Origin of the sequence: Kitasatospora sp. NPDC091335 (genome assembly GCF_044757205.1) — a bacterium.
Lineage (GTDB): Bacteria > Actinomycetota > Actinomycetes > Streptomycetales > Streptomycetaceae > Kitasatospora.
The window spans coordinates 138,284-153,868 of the sequence record NZ_JBIVUM010000014.1 but is presented as its reverse complement, the minus strand read 5'-3'; the positions used below and the strand labels follow the sequence as shown (position 1 = coordinate 153,868).

The window sequence follows — 15,585 nt, the reverse complement described above, 5'->3', positions numbered from 1 at the left end:
TCGCTGCCATGCGACTGAGCACGGTGATCCTCCCCATCCACCGGTGGAGCGAGGGGCAGAAGATCTGGCGGCGGGCCGAGGAACTCGGGTTCCACGCCGCTTACACGTACGACCACTTGAGCTGGCGGTCGTTCCAGGACGAGCCGTGGTTCGGCTCGCTGCCGACGCTGACGGCGGCGGCCACGGCCACCGAGCGGCTGCGGCTGGGCACGCTGGTGTCCTCGCCGAACTTCCGGCACCCGGTGATGCTGGCGAAGGATCTGATCACGCTGGACGACGTGTCCGGTGGGCGGTTCACGCTGGGGATCGGGGCCGGCGGGACGGGCTTCGACGCGACGGCGCTGGGGCAGGACGCGTGGTCGCCGAAGGAACGGGCGGACCGGTTCGGGGAGTTCGTGCCGCTGCTGGACGAGCTGCTGCGCAACGACGCCACGACCCGCGAGGGGACGTACTACTCGGCGGTCGAGGCGCGGAACGTCCCCGGCTGCGTGCAGACCCCGAGGCTGCCGTTCTACGTGGCGGCCGCCGGGCCGCGCGGCATGCGGCTGGCCGCCGAGTACGGGCAGGGCTGGGTGACGTACGGCGACCCGAAGGGCCCGGCGGACGTGCCCGTCGAGCAGGCTCCCGGTGTGGTCGCGGCGCAGGTCGGGAAGCTGACCGCGGCCTGTGAGGCGGCCGGCCGGGACGTGGCCGGGCTGGAGAAGGTGCTGCTCCAGGGTTCGACCGCGGAGCGGCCGCTGGCCTCGCTGGACGCGTTCGTCGACTGGGCGGGCACCTACCGGGAGATCGGGATCACCGAGCTGGTGATCCACTGGCCGGTCCCCGACTCGATCTTCGAGAACGACCTCGCCGTCTTCGAGCGGATCGCCACCGAGGGCCTCGCCCAGCTGGGTTGAGCGGCGGACGCGTTGAGTGGCGGACGCGTTGAGCGGCGACAACGGCCTGGCCCGAGCACTCCAGGGGTGCTCGGGCCAGGTCGTTGTCGCCGGGGGCCGCTAGGATCTGGGCGATTTCCCGGGGGGTGGGTTCCGGAGTCGCGGATTCCTCATGCCCCGGCCGAGTGTGTCGAGTCCAGGACGAAGGACGGCATGACCAGAGAGATATCCAGGGGCATCCGGCCGCGCCGGTCCACCGCGGTGGCGCTGGCGGCGGTGACCGGGCTCGCCGTGGCGGGCCTGGCCGCGCCCGCGGCCTCCGCCGACAGTGGTCCGGCCGGCACTGGTCCGGCCGACGCCGTTTCGATCGGCGAGGTGTCCTTCCAGCGCCAGGTGCCGCCCTCCGGGGGCAGCGTCCCGGTGTCCTTCCAGGTGTCGGACTCGGTCGCGATCTCCCAGGTCACGGTGACCGGTCACGGGCCGGTCGCCCCGGGCTGCGCGCCGACGGCCTCGGCCGCCTTCCCGGCCGGCACCTTCGCGACGACGGTCTCGTTGGACCTGTCGTTCGCCCCGGCCGGCACCACGCAGGGCCCGAACGGCGCGCTGCCGGCGGGCTGCCAGGCCGGCCTGTACGCGCTGGAGATCGCCGTCACCGACGCGAACGGCACGCACAGCTTCGGCGCGGTCGGCACTCCGCTGGCCAAGCCGCTGGACGTCTCGGTGGGCAGCGCGGGCACCTACGTGGCGGTGGCGCCGCAGCGCGTGCTGGACACCCGCAACGGCAGCACGCTCCGCGGCCGCGGTGTCGCCTCGCTGAAGGTCGCGGGCACCGCGGGCGTTCCGGCCGACGCCGTCGCCGTCGTTATGAACGTCACCGCGACCAACGCCGGGGACGCCGGGTTCGTCACCGTCTACCCGGCCGGCCGGCCCGCCCCGATCACCTCCAACCTGAACCACACCGCGGGGCAGACCGTCCCCAACGCGGTGACGGTCCAGCTCGGTGCCGGCGGCGCCGTCGAGCTGCTCAACGGCTCGGACGGCAACCTCGACCTGGTCGCCGACATCACCGGCTACTACGTCCCCGACACCACCGGTGCCGTCTACACCGGCTTCAGCCCCAAGCGGGTGCTGGACACCAGGCCCACCCACGTGCCGGCCCGCGGCACGGTCACGGTGGACCTCTGCAGGCAGGCCAGGATCCCGTACGACGCGACGGCGGCGGCGCTCAACGTGACCGTCACCGACCCGCAGGACGTCGGCTTCCTGACGGTCTACCCGCACGGGCAGGCGCTGCCGAACTCGTCGAGCCTCAACTTCGGCCGGGGGCAGACGATCTCCAACACGGCGATCGCCCGGCTCGGCACCGACTGTCTGGTGGACGTGTTCAGTTCGGCGTTCGCGCCGGTCGACATCGTGGTCGACGCCTCCGGCTACTTCGTCCCGGACACCAGCGGCCAGACCACCGACGGCGTGCTGGTCACCGGCACCCCTGTGCGGCAGTACGACAGCCGTCAGGGCGGCGGCCCGATCCCCGGCGGCAGTTCCCTGCTCGGCTGGGGCATGAAGCCGCGCGACCGGGGGGTCGGTTCGCTGCTGCTCAACGTGACGGCCACCAACCCGACCATGGACAGCTACGTCACGGTGTACCCCGACGCCGGGCCCGCGGACTCGGCCCCGACCGGCGCCGGGCTGCCGAACGCCTCCAACCTGAACTTCACGGCGGGCCAGACCATCCCCAACATGGTCAACGCCGCCGTGGGCGCCAACGGGTACGTGGACTTCTTCAACCACGTCGGCAGCACCGACCTGGTGGTCGACATGTTCGGGTACTACACCACGGGTATCGGCGCGAAGTCGGCCGCCGCCGTGACCGGCAAGTCGGCCGCCGCGGCGCCGTCCGCCTCCGGGGCCGCTTCCGGCACCCCGCTGGTGAACCCGCTGGGGCTGCCCGTGATGGCCACGCGGACCGCCGCGGGCCGTCCCTGATCCCTCCGCGACCGACGGGTGCCGGCCTTGTGGGAGGCACCCCCGTCGCCGTACGTCGTCACCGCGTACGGCGCCGGGCGGCTCACATCACGTCGAGCCGCTCGGCGCCGCCCGCGCAGCCGAGTTGCCTCCCGGCGGCGCGCTCGGCGAAGCCGCCGGCCAGCCGGCCCATCCGCTTGCGGCCGGGTTCGTCCGCGAGGGCCCTGCCGTCCTTGCCGGTGAGCCTGACCACGGCCCGGTAGCCGGTGCTCCTGCCGTCCAGCACGCATTCGAAGTTGGCCGCCCCGCGGCTGTCGCCGCCGGTCAGCTCGGCGCCGACCGAGGCTTCGGCGGTGAGCAGCAGCCCGCCCTCGCCGTTGACCGAGCACCGGACGGACGCCGGGGTGGTCGCGTCCGCCGTCCGGTGGTCGGTCTGTACGTAGACCCGGGGAGCGCCGCCGAGCAGCGCGGTGACGTCCGGGTCGTCGAGCAGGCCGAGGCACTCGCCGTGCGACAGGGCGACGGCCGGCGGCCGGTAGGCGGTGTGGCCGAGGTACAGGTGCCAGCCGAGCAGGCCGCCGCCGAGCAGCAGCGCGGCGCCGCCCGCGGTCAGGGCCCGGGGGTGCTTCACCGGCAGAGCTCCTTCGTGAGCGCCGCCAGGGCGGCGCGGTCGACCTGTTCGAGGGCGTCGAGGCCGTCCGCACCGTCGGCGCGGGCCGCCTCCCCGGCGGTGACCTGCACCTCGACGTAGCCGCTCGGGCCGGTCAGGCAGTACTGGGCCGCGACGGCGCCGCCCGGCCAGGCCGCGGACAGGCCGGGCACGTCGAAGGGGCGGGCGTCCCGGCGCCGGGCGTCCGCGGAGGTCAGGGCGATGTCCCCGGTGCGCAGGACGGACGTCACCGTGAGCACGGTGCGTCCGTCGATCCGGACGGTGCAGGTCTGCTGGTCGGTGGCGCGGACGCCGGAGCGGATCCGCTCCTCGGAGTCCTGCCGGCCGGGCGGCAGCAGCCGTCCGAGCGGGGTGTCGGCGCCGGTGGGCTGCCGGCAGAGCTGGGCCGACCGTCCTGCGGCCTCGACCGGGCGGTGGCCCTGCCAGTCCCGGTAACCGATGTACCCGGCGGCCGCCACCGCCACGACCAGCACGGCCGGCAGCAGCAGCGGATCGTGGAGGCGCCCCGCCCACCGGCCGGCCCACCGCCCCGCCCACCGGCCGGCCAGGAGCCGGGCCCAGCGGGCCGCGAGTCCGCTCACGCGTCGCCCTTCGCGTTGGTGCTCACGTTGTTCGCCGTGCCGCGCGCCATGCCCTGGAGGGAGCTGTCGCGGGCGCTGTTGGCGAGCCGGTCGATGTCCTGGCGGGTCACCCCGGTGCCGGAGCCGGCGTCCCTGACCGCCTGGTCGGCCCCCCGAGCCACCCGGCCCTCGGCCTCGGCGGTGTGGTTGCGGCTCTCCTGGCGCCCGTCCTCGGTGGTGTCCTTCTTGTTGGCCTCGATCACGCTCTCGGCGATCGAGTCGACGATCTCGCCCGCGATCTCGCCGCCGAGCGGGATCTTGTCGGTCACGGTGCCGATGACGGAGTTGAAGGCGGTCTTGCCGTAGCCGACGTTCTTCTCCAGCGCGTCGTTGAACTCCTTGTCGGAGGCGGCGTGCTGGTTGTGCACCTCGTCGACCCGGGCCTGGTTGAGGTAGCCGCCGACGACGCCGCCGGACTCCGCGTCGTGCTTGATGTCCGACTCCAGCCGGGCGAAGTCGGTCTGCCCGCTGTCCAGGTGGCCGCGGATGAGGGCGGTGGTGTACGCCTGGTTGGCGTTGGTCACCGCGCCGTACGCGTCCGGGTCGCGTCCGAGCGCGTCGAGCAGCCCGGCCACGGAGGAGGCGTCGAGAGCGGCGGGGGAGCCGTTGACCGGCAGGTCGGTGCCGTGGGAGAGGGAGTTCTGCACGTCGCCGATGTACTCGGCGGTCATGTGTCCGAGGCTGCCCCGCATGGCGGCGAGCTTGCCGTCGCCCTTGATGTCGTCCAGCGCGCCGTCGTCGCCGTGCCGGCCGAAGGTGTCCACGACCCGCTTCATCAGGTCGGACTGCTCGGTGGTGTGCCGCTCCGGCGGGACGGGGCCGGGCTCGTCGTACGGGTGGCCGGTGGTGGCGGCCTCCAGGGCGCGGCCGAAGGCGGCCGGCCCGGCCTGCTTGCTCTGGTCCCACACCGTGGAGTCCCGCGAGGTGGTGTCCGGGATCCAGTCCTTGTCGTGGGCGTAGTAGTCGAAGTAGTCCGAGGGCTTGGGCTTGCCGCCCTGGTTGACCGTGCCGTCCTCGTTGTACGCGGTCGGCCGCTCGGTGAAGAACGTGTCGGCCGCCTCCGGGCTGTGCGCGAGCGCCTCCAGCACGGCGGTGGTGGGGCGGAAGCCGGAGCCCGCCTCGTCGCCTCCGCTCAGGTTGAAGCCCTGGATCCTGGAGCCGGGCATCGGGGCCGGCCAGTACCTGTCCTGGGTGTCGAGCTGGGTGACGTGCTCGGCGATCGGGTTGATGAAGTGGGCGTCGTAGTTCCCGTTCATCAGGATGCCGGAGAGCACCTGGTAGCCGTACGGCACGTAGTCCAGGCCCGAGGCCCGGTACGGCTTGTCCCAGACCGGCTGGGAGCCGGCCTTGCGCAGGGCGGCGGCCCACTCGTCGGACAGGTGCGGCTCGTTGGTGGTGCGGGTGGCGGTGGCCAGGCCGAGCCCCAGGTTCTTCTGGAGCCGCTGGTAGGCCTTCCAGCGCGGGTCCTTGTCGTCGCGGGGGTGCGCCGGGTCGCCGACCATGCCGTTCCAGGACTTGATCAGGCCGTCCGGGCCGAGGTCCTGGTAGAACTTGGTGGCGAACTTCGGGTCGTCGCCGTGCGAGGCCAGCAGCGAGTTCAGCTCGGTGAGTTCGGGCTCGGTGATGTCGCCGCCCCTGGCCGCGAGCCGGGCGGCGCGCTTGCCGTCGGCCTCGGGGCCGCCGCCGATGGCCTTGCCGTTGAAGGACTTCTGCGGGTCGGTCGTGCTGTCGGCGCGCAGCGCGTAGGCGATCCGCTCGTCGGCGGCGGTGGCCTCGGCGACGGCGGCGTCGATCGCCTTGCGGGCGGCCTCCGCCTTGGCGCCCCACTCCTTCTGGTAGTCCCGGAGGGCCTCGTGGTCGTGCCGGGTGGCGGAGTCGGCCGGGGGCCAGCTGACGGTGCCGTTGTCGGTGACGGTCAGTCCGGCGGCGCGGGCGTCCGCGACGGCCTTGTCCAGCTTGGCCTTTGCCGCCTTGAACTCGGTCGACGCCTCCTTGAAGATCGAGGCGAAGGCGTTCGCCTCGGTCACGGCGGCGGTCAACTGCTCGTTGGTGCGCTGGAGTCCGGGGCGGGCCTGGTCCGCCGAGGGGCCGCTCCAGCAGGCGGAGTTCACCTTGGCGATCACCGTGCTGCCCCAGTCGTCGTCCATCGACTTGATCTTCTGGGCCACGGTGGTCCAGGCGGTGACGGCGTTGTCCAGGACGCCGAAGTCGGCGGTGCTGAGTTCGTGGAAGTCGACCATCGCTGGGGGTCCTCTCAGGCGCCGAGGTCGTGCTGGACGGCCGACTCGTTCTGCCGGTAGCCGGCGGCGGTGGCGCGCAGCGCCTGGGTGGTCTGTCCGACGGTGGCGCCGAGGGCGGCGACGCACTGGTCCCAGGTGCCGGCGACGCCCTGCGCGGCCTTGCCGGTGCTCCAGTCGGCGAGCGCGGTGGAGACCTTGGCGGTGGCCTCGTCGGCGCCGCGCCCGTCGGCGTTGAGCCGGGCGTGGATCTGGTCGGAGCTGTTCCCCGCGGCGGTGAGCGCGCCGGGGTCGGCGCTGAAGCCACCGCCACCGCCGCCACCGCCGCCACCGGCCGCCGAGGCCGAGTTGATCCGGGTGCGGGCCGTCTCCTGGGCGCGGGCCTGGGCGGTCAGGTTCCCGTCCGCGTCATAGGCCCAAGGGTTCATCATCCGGTCGAACGCGGTCGCCCGGTCAGACATGTCGATCGATCCCCTCCGTGCCGGAGCGCTGCTGCTCCAGCACCCCCGTCGGCAAAGAGTTCGGCAAGTACGTCAAGATGCCGACAAAGAGTACAGGCGGGTTCCGCCTTTGCCGACCCCCTAGGGGTGCGGGGGCCCGACGTCATACCGCAGCAGCAGACGGCCTCGTCATTCCAGCTCATGCCCCTTGCCGGACAGGACCGTTACGTTGGTCGACGTGTCCACAGCTGTCATCAAGACGGACGGCCTCACCAAGAGGTTTCCCCGCGTCACCGCCCTCGACCAGCTCACCGTAGAGGTGCGGCCGGGTGTGGTCGGTCTGGTCGGGGCCAACGGCGCGGGCAAGTCCACACTGATCAAGATCCTGCTCGGGCTGGCCCCGGCGACGTCGGGCCGGGGCGAGGTCCTCGGCCTGGACATCGCCACCCGGGGCCCCGAGATCCGCGCGCAGGTCGGCTACATGCCCGAGCACGACTGCCTGCCACCGGACGTCTCCGCGACCGAGTTCGTGGTGCACATGGCCCGGATGGCGGGCCTGCCCGCCACCGCGGCCCGTGAGCGCACCGCGGACACCCTGCGGCACGTCGGCCTGTACGAGGAGCGGTACCGCCCGATGGGCGGCTACTCGACCGGCATGAAGCAGCGGGTCAAACTCGCCCAGGCACTGGTGCACGACCCGAAGCTGGTGCTGCTGGACGAGCCGACCAACGGCCTCGACCCGGCCGGCCGGGACGAGATGCTCGGGCTGATCCGCAGGGTGCACACCGACTTCGGCATCTCGGTGCTGGTCACCACCCACCTGCTCGGCGAGCTGGAGCGCACCTGCGACCACCTGGTCGTGATCGACGGAGGCAAGCTGCTGCGCTCCTCCTCCACCGCCTCCTTCACCGAGGCGACGGCCGTCCTCGCGGTGGAGGTCACCGACCTCCCGGAGGACCACGGCGCGGAGCCGGGGCCGCTGGTGCGCGAGCGCCTCGCCGCGGCCGGCCTGTCCGTCCAGTCGGAGGGCTCGCACCTGCTGCTGGTCCGGCTGGCCGACGACTCGACGTACGACACGATCCGCGACACCGTCGCCGGTCTGGGCCTCGGCCTGGTCCGGCTGGAGCAGCGCCGCCACCGGGTCGCCGAGCTCTTCACCGACGACGCCCAGCACACCGACGCCCAGCACACCGACGCCCAACAGGCCGACGCCCAGCAGGCCGACGAGGCCCAGGACGCCGGCCGGGGCAGGGACACCGAGCAGAGCAAGGGAGGGACGAACGATGGCGCTGCCTCCTGAGACCAGGCCCACCGACACCGGCGTCATCCACGACATCGGCTACCGCGGCTACGCCGGCCCCCGGCTCGGCCGCGCCTACGCCACCCGCGCGCTCTTCACCCAGAGCCTGCGCGCCGCGTACGGCCTCGGCCGCTCCGGCAAGTCCAAGGTGCTGCCGATGCTCGTGCTGGGCGTCATGACGCTGCCCGCGGTGATCTTCGTGGCGCTGGCGATCGTGATGAAGCGGGAGGAGCTGCCGGTCGAGTACGCCGGCTACCTCTCCAACTTCAGCCTGGTGGTCTCGGTCTTCCTGGCCTCCCAGGCCCCGGTGCTGCTCTCCCGGGACCTGCGCTACCTGACCGTCCCGCTCTACTTCTCCCGCCCGATCACCCACTCCGACTACGTCCGGGCCAAGTTCGGCGCCATGGTCTGCGCCCAACTGCTGCTGATGACGGCCCCGTTGCTGGTGCTGTACGTCGGCTCGCTGCTCGGCGGGATGGATTTCGGGCACAACACCGGGCACTTCCTGTACGGCCTGGCCGCGGCCGTGCTGTACGCCCTGGTGCCGACCTCGGTGGCCGTGCTGATCGCGGCCACCACCCCGCGCCGGGGCTTCGGGGTCGCCGCCATCATGGGCTACCTGACGGTCAGCACCGCGCTGGGCGCCATCGCGGTGGGGATCAGCAACCCCTCCAACGGCGGCAGCGACGCGATGCAGTGGTCGGGGCTGATCTCGCCCACCTTGCTGGTGGATTCCGTGGTCAACGAGCTGTTCGGGCTCGGCGAGGGCTTCGACCGCCGGCACGCGCCCGGCGGCCTCGGTCTGGTGGTGTTCGCGCTCGTCGCGGTGGCCATGGTGGCGGGCTCGTACCGGCTGCTGCTGCGCCGCTACAGCCGCGTCTGATTCGACAGCAGGGTCTGAGAGAGGGCGGCATGGCCACCATCAGCATCGACAAGGTCTCCCGGTGGTTCGGGAACGTGGTCGCGGTCAACGACATCACCATGTCCATCGGCCCGGGCATCACCGGCCTGCTCGGGCCGAACGGCGCGGGCAAGTCCACCCTCATCCACATGATGAGCGGTTTCCTGGCCCCCTCCAGCGGCTCCGTCACCCTGGACGGCGCGCCGATCTGGCGCAACCAGCGGGTGTACGAGCAGATCGGCCTGGTGCCCGAGCGGGAGTCGATGTACGACTACCTGACCGGCTGGGAGTTCGTCCTCGCCAACGCCGAACTGCACGGCCTGCCCCAGCCGGGTGCCGCCGCCCGCCGGGCGCTGGACCTGGTGGAGATGGCCTACGCCAAGGACCGCCGCACCGGCACCTACTCCAAGGGCATGAAGCAGCGGGTCAAGATGGCCTCCGCCCTGGTCCACGACCCGTCGGTGCTGCTGCTCGACGAGCCCTTCAACGGCATGGACCCGCGCCAGCGGCTCCAGCTGATGGAGCTGCTGCGCCGCTTCGGCGCGGACGGCCGCACCGTGCTGTTCTCCTCCCACATCCTGGAGGAGGTCGAGCAGCTGGCGCGGCACATCGAGGTGGTGGTCGCCGGCCGGCACGCGGCCTCGGGCGACTTCCGCAGGATCCGCCGGCTGATGACCGACCGCCCGCACCGCTACCTGGTCCGCTCCAGCGACGACCGCCGGCTCGCCGCCGCGCTGATCGCCGACGGCTCCACCTCCGGCATCGAGGTGGACGAGCGGGAGCGGGCGCTGCGGATCGAGGCGGTCAACTTCCAGGGCTTCACCACCCTGCTGCCCCGGGTCGCCGGGGAGGCCGGCATCCGGCTGTACACCGTCTCCCCGGCGGACGAATCGCTGGAGAGCGTCTTCTCCTACCTGGTCTCCACATGAGGACCCCGGACCCCGTGCTGTCACCGACCAACCGGACCCAGGAAGGGGCCGACCGACCATGAACCCCACCGTCGCCAGGCTGACCCTGCGCGGGCTGCTGGGCCGCCGCCGCGGCCTGTTGCTGCTGGTGGCCCCCGTCCTGCTGCTGGTCGCCGCGGCCATCGCCGCCGGATCGGACGCCGACGAGCACCGCATGACCCTCAAGATCGTCGGAGAGCTGGGCCTGGGCACCCTGGTCCCGATCCTCGGGCTGGTGGTCGGCACCGGCGTGATCGCCAACGAGATCGACGACGGCTCGATCGTCTACCTGCTCGCCAAGCCACTGCCCCGGTGGCGGATCGTCACCACCAAGCTGGCCGTCGCGATCGGCGTCACCTGGCTGTTCTCGGTGGTCCCGACGCTGCTGGCCGGGCTGATCCTCTACGGCACCCAGGACGGCGTGGCACTCGGCTACACCGTGGCGGTGCTGGTCGCCGGGGCCGCGTACAGCGCGCTGTTCCTGCTGCTCGGCGTGGTCACCAGGCACGCCGTGGTGGCCGGGCTGGCGTACGCCCTGATCTGGGAGTCGCTGGTCGGCAACTACGTCGAGGGCGCCCGGACGCTGAGCATCCAGCAGTGGGGCCGGGCGGTGGCCGGGGCGGTCGCGGGGGAGGACGCGATCACCGCGAGCGTCTCCCTCGGAGCGGCCGTGCCGCTGCTGCTGGCGGTCACCGTCGGGGCGACGGTGTTCGCCTCGGTGAAGCTGGCCGGGCTGACCCTCGCGGGCGAGGAGTGAGCCCGGTACGGATCACCGCCGCACGGTGGTGATCCGTACGGCGGTGATCCGCGGGGCGCGGCCCGGGCGGGGCCGGCGGGTGGTTCAGGAGGCGGTTCCGAGGGCGCGGTCGCGGCCCGCGCCCCAGCCGGCCGCGCCGACCACCAGCACCAGGACCAGCATCAGCAGCAGGGTGGCGTCCCAGCCGCCGGTCAGCTGGTGCAGCGCACCGGCGCCGACCGGGCCGACCGCCGCGACCAGGTAGCCGATCGCCTGCGACATCCCGCCCAGCTGGGCGGCGCCGCCCGCGGTGCGGGTGCGGAGCACGATGAACGCCAGGCCCAGGCCCAGCGAACCGCCCTGGGCCACGCCGAGGATGGTCGCCGACACCCAGGCGGCGGAGACCGGCGCGACCAGCAGCAGCGCGATGCCCAGCCCGTTCAGGACGGCCATGGTCACCGCCAGCGCGCGCTGGCTGGTCATCCGGCCGGCCATCAGCGGCACCAGGAAGGCGCCGGCCACCTGCACCAGGTTGGAGAAGGCGAAGACCAGGCCGGCCTGGCCGCGATCCATGCCGTGGTCGGCCAGGATGGTCGGCATCCAGGCGACCAGGGTGTAGACCAGCAGCGACGAGATGCCCATGAAGAGGCTGATCTGCCAGGCCAGCGGGGACTTCCAGATGCCCTCGATCGGCTTGCCGGCCGTGGCGGCCGCGGTCGCCGTCCCAGGCCGCCCCTGCTGCTCCTGCCGTTCCTGCCGGGAGCGCAGCACCTGCGGCAGCCAGGCCACCGCCGCGACCAGCGCGAGCAGCGACCAGGCGCCGAGCGAGGCCCGCCAGCCGCCGCCGAGCGCGTGCTCCAGCGGGACGGAGGTGCCGGCGGCGAGGGTCGCGCCGACCAGCATGGTGGTCGAGTAGACGCCGGTCATGGTGGCCGCGCGGTCCGGGAACTCGCGCTTGACCAGGCCCGGCATCGACACGTTCAGCACCGCGATGGCCACGCCGATCACCACGCATCCCGCGTACAGGGCCGCCACCGAGGGCAGCACCCGCAGCAGCACGCCCGCGCCCAGCACCAGTACCGCGCCGAGCACCACCCTTTCGGTGCCGAAGCGGCGGGTCAGCCGGGGGGTGAGCGGGGCGCCGACGCCCTGGAACAGCACCGGCACGGTGGTGATCAGCCCGCTCGCGGTGGCGGACAGGCCGAAAGTCCGCTGGATCTCGCCGACCATCGGGGAGACCGCCGCCAGGCAGGCGCGCATGTTCAGCGCGACCAGCACGATGCCGGTCAGCAGCAGGAACGGATGGGCCAGCCGGGCGCGGACGGGGAGCGGGGCAGGAGTGGTGGCAACCGGCTGCTGGGCGCGGGTGACGGCCATGGGTGTGCTGTTCTTTCGTGAATGTGCGTGGAAGCGGACGACGGAAGGGGAGGCTCGCGCCGTCCTACTTCCGGGCCGCGATGGCCGCGAGCAGCTGCTCGACGGCCGCGGTCGGCTCGGCGAGCAGCGCACGACACGCGGCCTCGGCGAGGTCCGGGTCACCGCTCTCGATCGCGTCGACCAGCGCCTCGTGGGTGGCCACGACCGCTTCGGGCATCTCGTGGTCGCCGAAGGCGGAGGTCATCGACTCGCGCACGGAGGCGCCGAAGTAGCGGTACACCTCGGTCAGCGCGGGGTTGTGCGCGGCCTCGACGACGGCGGTGTGGAACTCCAGGTCGTGCTCGACGGTGGCCTCGCGGCTCGCCCGCTCGGGGTGCGCCGCGAACACCTCGGCCTCGCGGGCCAGCGCGGCCCGCATCCGCCGGACGTCCTCGGGGGTGTGCCGCAGCGCGGCCAGCCGGGCGCCCTCGGTCTCCAGCGCCGCGCGGACCTCCAGGACGTCCCGGATGCCCGAGCGCTGGACGCCGCGCAGCACGGACGCCGGGTCGCTGGTGGAGCGGACGAACGTCCCCTCGCCCTGCCGGGAGACCAGCATTCCGGCGTGCACCAGCACCCGGATCGCCTCCCGCACGGTGTTCCGGCCGACCTGCAACCGCTCGGCCAGCTCGTGCTCGGTGGGAATCCGCGACCCCACCGGCCACGCCCCGGCCGCGAGCTGCCCCCGCAGCTGCTCGATCGTGGTGTCGACCAGGGAGCGCCGTCCGGCCGCCTGCAGACCGCCGCTCATGCCGGACCTCCCGTCGTCACCGCACACGTCATCATCGGTCGGCGGTCATCCTACAACCGCTTGCCCGGTCATCCTACAACCCACCCCTGAACAGCACGTGAACACCCGATCGTCCCTCCGGACGGCCGCTGCGCGGACAAGTGGTCCCCGCGTCCCACCGGGGACACGGCGACCTGCGCGCGGTGGGGGCCGCCCACCGGAGGCGTCAGCGCTGCGGGTAGAGGCGCTCCAGGACCTCGGCGACGCCGTCCTCGTCGTTGCCGGCGGTGACGGCGTCGGCGACCGCGAGGAGTTCCTCGTGGGCGTTGGCCATGGCGACGCCGTGGGCGGCCCAGCCGAACATCGGGACGTCGTTGGGCATGTCGCCGAAGGCGATGGTGTCGGCGGCGCGGACGCCCAGGCGGCGGGCGGCGACGGCCAGTCCGGTGGCCTTGGACAGGCCGAGCGGGAGCAGCTCGACCACGCCCGCGCCGGCCATCACCACGCCGACCAGGTCGCCGGCGGCGCGCCTGGCGGCCTCGGCGAGGGCGTCGTCGGTCAGGGCGTGGTGCTGGATGTACAGCTTGCCGAGCGGGGCGGTGAGCAGCCCGTCGCGCTCGACCCTGACGACCGGGAGCTCGGAGCCGATCTGCAACTCGTAGCCGGGGCCGGCCAGCACCTGGCCGTCGAGGCCGTCCTGGTTGGCGGCGATGGCGAGCGGGCCGGTCTCGGCCTCGATCTTCTCGATCGCGAGGGCGGCCAGCCGCCGGTCCAGGGTGAGCGAGGTGAGCAGCTTGTGCGCGCCGGCGTCGTACACCTGGGCGCCCTGGCCGCAGACCGCTATCCCGGTGTAGCCGATCTCGTCGAAGACCGGGCGGGCCCAGACGGCCGAGCGTCCGGTGACGATGATGTGCAGCGCGCCCGCGCCGGTGGCCGAGGCCAGGGCGGCGCGGGTGCGCTCGGAGACGGTCTCCTCGCTGGTGAGCAGGGTGCCGTCGAGGTCGGTGGCGACCAGCCGGTAGGGCAGGTCGCCGCCGCCGGGGGCTCCGGGGGCTCCGGGGGAGGCGGGGCTGGGGCTGATGGTGCTCATGGGCCGTGCGTCTCCCGGGAGTGGCGGGTGGTGCTGGGTGCTGCGGACCGGGCTACTTGACCGGTTCGAGGACGGTCCGCCCGCCGAGGTACGGCCGCAGTGCCTCGGGCACGACGACCGAGCCGTCGGCCCGCTGGTGGTTCTCCAGGATCGCCACGATGGTGCGCGGGACGGCGACCAGGGTGCCGTTCAGGGTGGCGAGCGGGCGGGTCTTGCCCTCCTCGCGCATCCGGATCGACAGCCGGCGGGCCTGGTACTCGGTGGTGTTGGAGGTCGAGGTGACCTCGCGGTACTTGCCCTGGGTGGGGATCCACGCCTCGATGTCGAACTTGCGCGCGGCCGAGGAGCCGAGGTCGCCGGAGGCGACGTCGATCACCCGGTACGGCAGCTCCAGCGCGTTGAGGAAGTCCTTCTCCCACTGGAGCAGGCGGCGGTGCTCGTTCTCCGCGTCCTCCGGAGTGGTGTAGACGAACATCTCCACCTTCTCGAACTGGTGGACGCGGATGATGCCGCGGGTGTCCTTGCCGTAGGTGCCGGCCTCGCGGCGGAAGCAGGAGGAGTAGCCGGCGTAGCGCAGCGGCAGCTTCTCGGCGTCGAGGATCTCGTCCATGTGGTACGCCGCGAGCGGGACCTCGCTGGTGCCGACCAGGTACCGGTCGTCCTCGGCGAGGTGGTAGACGTTCTCGGCGGCCTGGCCGAGGAAGCCGGTGCCGTCCATGGCGGCCGGGCGGACCAGGGTCGGGGTGATCATCGGGATGAAGCCGGACGCGGTGGCCTGGGCGATCGCCATGTTGACCAGGGCGAGCTCCAGCAGCGCGCCGACGCCGGTCAGGTAGTAGGAGCGGGCACCGGCGACCTTGGCGCCGCGCTCGGTGTCGATCGCGCCCAGGATCTGGCCGAGCTCGACGTGGTCGCGCGGCTCGAAGCCCTCGGCGGCGAAGTCGCGCGGGGTGCCGATCTCCTCCAGGGTGACGAAGTCCTCCTCGCCGCCGACCGGGGCGGCCGGGTCGATGAGGTTCGCCAGCGAGCGGAGCAGGCGGTCCGCCTCCTCCTTGGCCGCACCCTGTTCGGCGTCCGCGGCCTTGACCGCGGCGGCCAGGTCCTTGGTGCGCTGGAGCAGGGCGGCCTTCTCCTCGCCCTTGGCCTGGGCGACCTGCTTGCCGAGCACCCGCTGCTCGCTGCGCAGTTCGTCGAAGCGGCTGCCCGAGGACCGGCGCCGTTCGTCGGCGGAGAGGAGGGCGTCGACCAGGTCGACGTCCTCGCCACGGACGCGCTGCGAGGCGCGCACTCGGTCAGGGTCCTCACGAAGCAGGCGAAGGTCAATCACAGGCCCAAGCGTACCGGTCGGCCGTTCCTCCACCGGTACGGCTTTTTCCCTGGGGATAACTCCTCCCGGCCTGTGGATAACTATTGTGGGGAACGCGTGGGGGACGCTCCGGGGGTGGGTTATCCACAGGCCGGGGCCCGGGCCTGTGGATCAAAGGGGAGGATTGCCTTCCGCGTGAACGAATCAGGGAATTGAGGTTTCAAACCTCAATGAACCTTCCCGAGTGAGGGAATTGAAGCACTCGGATGGGTGATTTGCTGGCAACCGGGTGACTCTGGTCCGATTGGTCATCTCTGCGACGCAAACCGATGGTCCGACCAGGTCTGGGCAATGG

14 protein-coding genes are annotated in these 15,585 nt (G+C 72.7%); 6 read left to right on the top strand and 8 right to left on the bottom strand.

The genetic code is table 11. The features are described 5' to 3' along the window. Nucleotides 1–8 precede the first annotated feature (8 nt). Together ACIQOW_RS27140 and ACIQOW_RS27135 are read left to right on the top strand one after the other, a co-directional pair. Nucleotides 9–896 carry an LLM class flavin-dependent oxidoreductase gene (locus ACIQOW_RS27140; RefSeq protein WP_401089140.1) on the top strand — a complete coding sequence of 296 codons (888 nt, stop codon included), beginning with the start codon at nucleotides 9–11 and terminating at the stop codon, nucleotides 894–896. Nucleotides 897–1,088: 192 nt separating this feature from the next. Then, entirely contained in the window at nucleotides 1,089–2,861 is a 1,773-nt protein-coding gene (locus ACIQOW_RS27135) for a hypothetical protein (protein WP_401089138.1), read from the top strand. A gap of 82 nt (nucleotides 2,862–2,943) precedes the next feature. Here the strand turns inward: ACIQOW_RS27135 and ACIQOW_RS27130 are convergent, their stop codons facing one another. From ACIQOW_RS27130 to ACIQOW_RS27115, 4 genes are read right to left on the bottom strand one after another with little or no spacing between them, the layout of a single operon-like run. Further along, nucleotides 2,944–3,471, bottom strand: coding sequence for a hypothetical protein (locus ACIQOW_RS27130; RefSeq protein ID WP_401089137.1), 528 nt, complete (start codon nucleotides 3,469–3,471; stop codon nucleotides 2,944–2,946). Next, entirely contained in the window at nucleotides 3,468–4,091 is a 624-nt protein-coding gene (locus ACIQOW_RS27125) for a hypothetical protein (protein WP_401089135.1), read from the bottom strand. Before ACIQOW_RS27125 ends, ACIQOW_RS27130 begins: the two co-directional genes overlap by 4 nt. Beyond that, complete coding sequence (locus tag ACIQOW_RS27120; protein WP_401089133.1) at nucleotides 4,088–6,370, bottom strand: hypothetical protein; 2,283 nt, start codon at nucleotides 6,368–6,370, stop codon at nucleotides 4,088–4,090. The genes ACIQOW_RS27125 and ACIQOW_RS27120 overlap by 4 nt, the downstream gene beginning before the upstream one ends. Nucleotides 6,371–6,384: 14 nt before the next feature. Next, nucleotides 6,385–6,828 (bottom strand): hypothetical protein, encoded by a 444-nt coding sequence (locus tag ACIQOW_RS27115; protein WP_401089131.1) that lies wholly within the window; start codon nucleotides 6,826–6,828, stop codon nucleotides 6,385–6,387. 217 nt (nucleotides 6,829–7,045) lie between these two features. Between ACIQOW_RS27115 and ACIQOW_RS27110 the strand changes: the two genes are divergently transcribed. The 4 genes from ACIQOW_RS27110 to ACIQOW_RS27095 are packed head-to-tail and all read left to right on the top strand — an operon-like array spanning nucleotide 7,046 to nucleotide 10,712. After that, nucleotides 7,046–8,107, top strand: a complete 1,062-nt coding sequence (locus tag ACIQOW_RS27110; RefSeq protein WP_401089129.1) for an ABC transporter ATP-binding protein — start codon at nucleotides 7,046–7,048, stop codon at nucleotides 8,105–8,107. Further along, entirely contained in the window at nucleotides 8,091–8,990 is a 900-nt protein-coding gene (locus tag ACIQOW_RS27105; protein ID WP_401089128.1) for an ABC transporter permease, read from the top strand. Before ACIQOW_RS27110 ends, ACIQOW_RS27105 begins: the two co-directional genes overlap by 17 nt. A gap of 29 nt (nucleotides 8,991–9,019) precedes the next feature. Next, nucleotides 9,020–9,937: an ABC transporter ATP-binding protein gene (locus ACIQOW_RS27100; protein ID WP_401089126.1), complete on the top strand. Its 918-nt coding sequence runs from the start codon at nucleotides 9,020–9,022 to the stop codon at nucleotides 9,935–9,937. Nucleotides 9,938–9,995: 58 nt separating this feature from the next. Next, a complete protein-coding gene (locus ACIQOW_RS27095; RefSeq protein ID WP_401089124.1) occupies nucleotides 9,996–10,712 on the top strand; it encodes an ABC transporter permease in 717 nt (238 codons plus the stop codon). An 84-nt stretch (nucleotides 10,713–10,796) separates the two neighbouring features. Here ACIQOW_RS27095 and ACIQOW_RS27090 read toward each other — a convergent pair whose 3' ends face one another. The 4 genes from ACIQOW_RS27090 to serS all read right to left on the bottom strand — a co-directional run bounded on the left by ACIQOW_RS27090 (nucleotide 10,797) and on the right by serS (nucleotide 15,251). Beyond that, nucleotides 10,797–12,068, bottom strand: a complete 1,272-nt coding sequence (locus ACIQOW_RS27090; protein ID WP_401089123.1) for a CynX/NimT family MFS transporter — start codon at nucleotides 12,066–12,068, stop codon at nucleotides 10,797–10,799. Between the two features lie 64 nt (nucleotides 12,069–12,132). Then, nucleotides 12,133–12,855, bottom strand: coding sequence for a FadR/GntR family transcriptional regulator (locus ACIQOW_RS27085; RefSeq protein ID WP_401089121.1), 723 nt, complete (start codon nucleotides 12,853–12,855; stop codon nucleotides 12,133–12,135). A gap of 205 nt (nucleotides 12,856–13,060) precedes the next feature. After that, nucleotides 13,061–13,924 carry an HAD family hydrolase gene (locus ACIQOW_RS27080; RefSeq protein WP_401089119.1) on the bottom strand — a complete coding sequence of 288 codons (864 nt, stop codon included), beginning with the start codon at nucleotides 13,922–13,924 and terminating at the stop codon, nucleotides 13,061–13,063. Nucleotides 13,925–13,976: 52 nt separating this feature from the next. After that, nucleotides 13,977–15,251: a serine--tRNA ligase gene (gene serS, locus ACIQOW_RS27075; RefSeq protein ID WP_401089117.1), complete on the bottom strand. Its 1,275-nt coding sequence runs from the start codon at nucleotides 15,249–15,251 to the stop codon at nucleotides 13,977–13,979. Nucleotides 15,252–15,585: the final 334 nt, after the last annotated feature.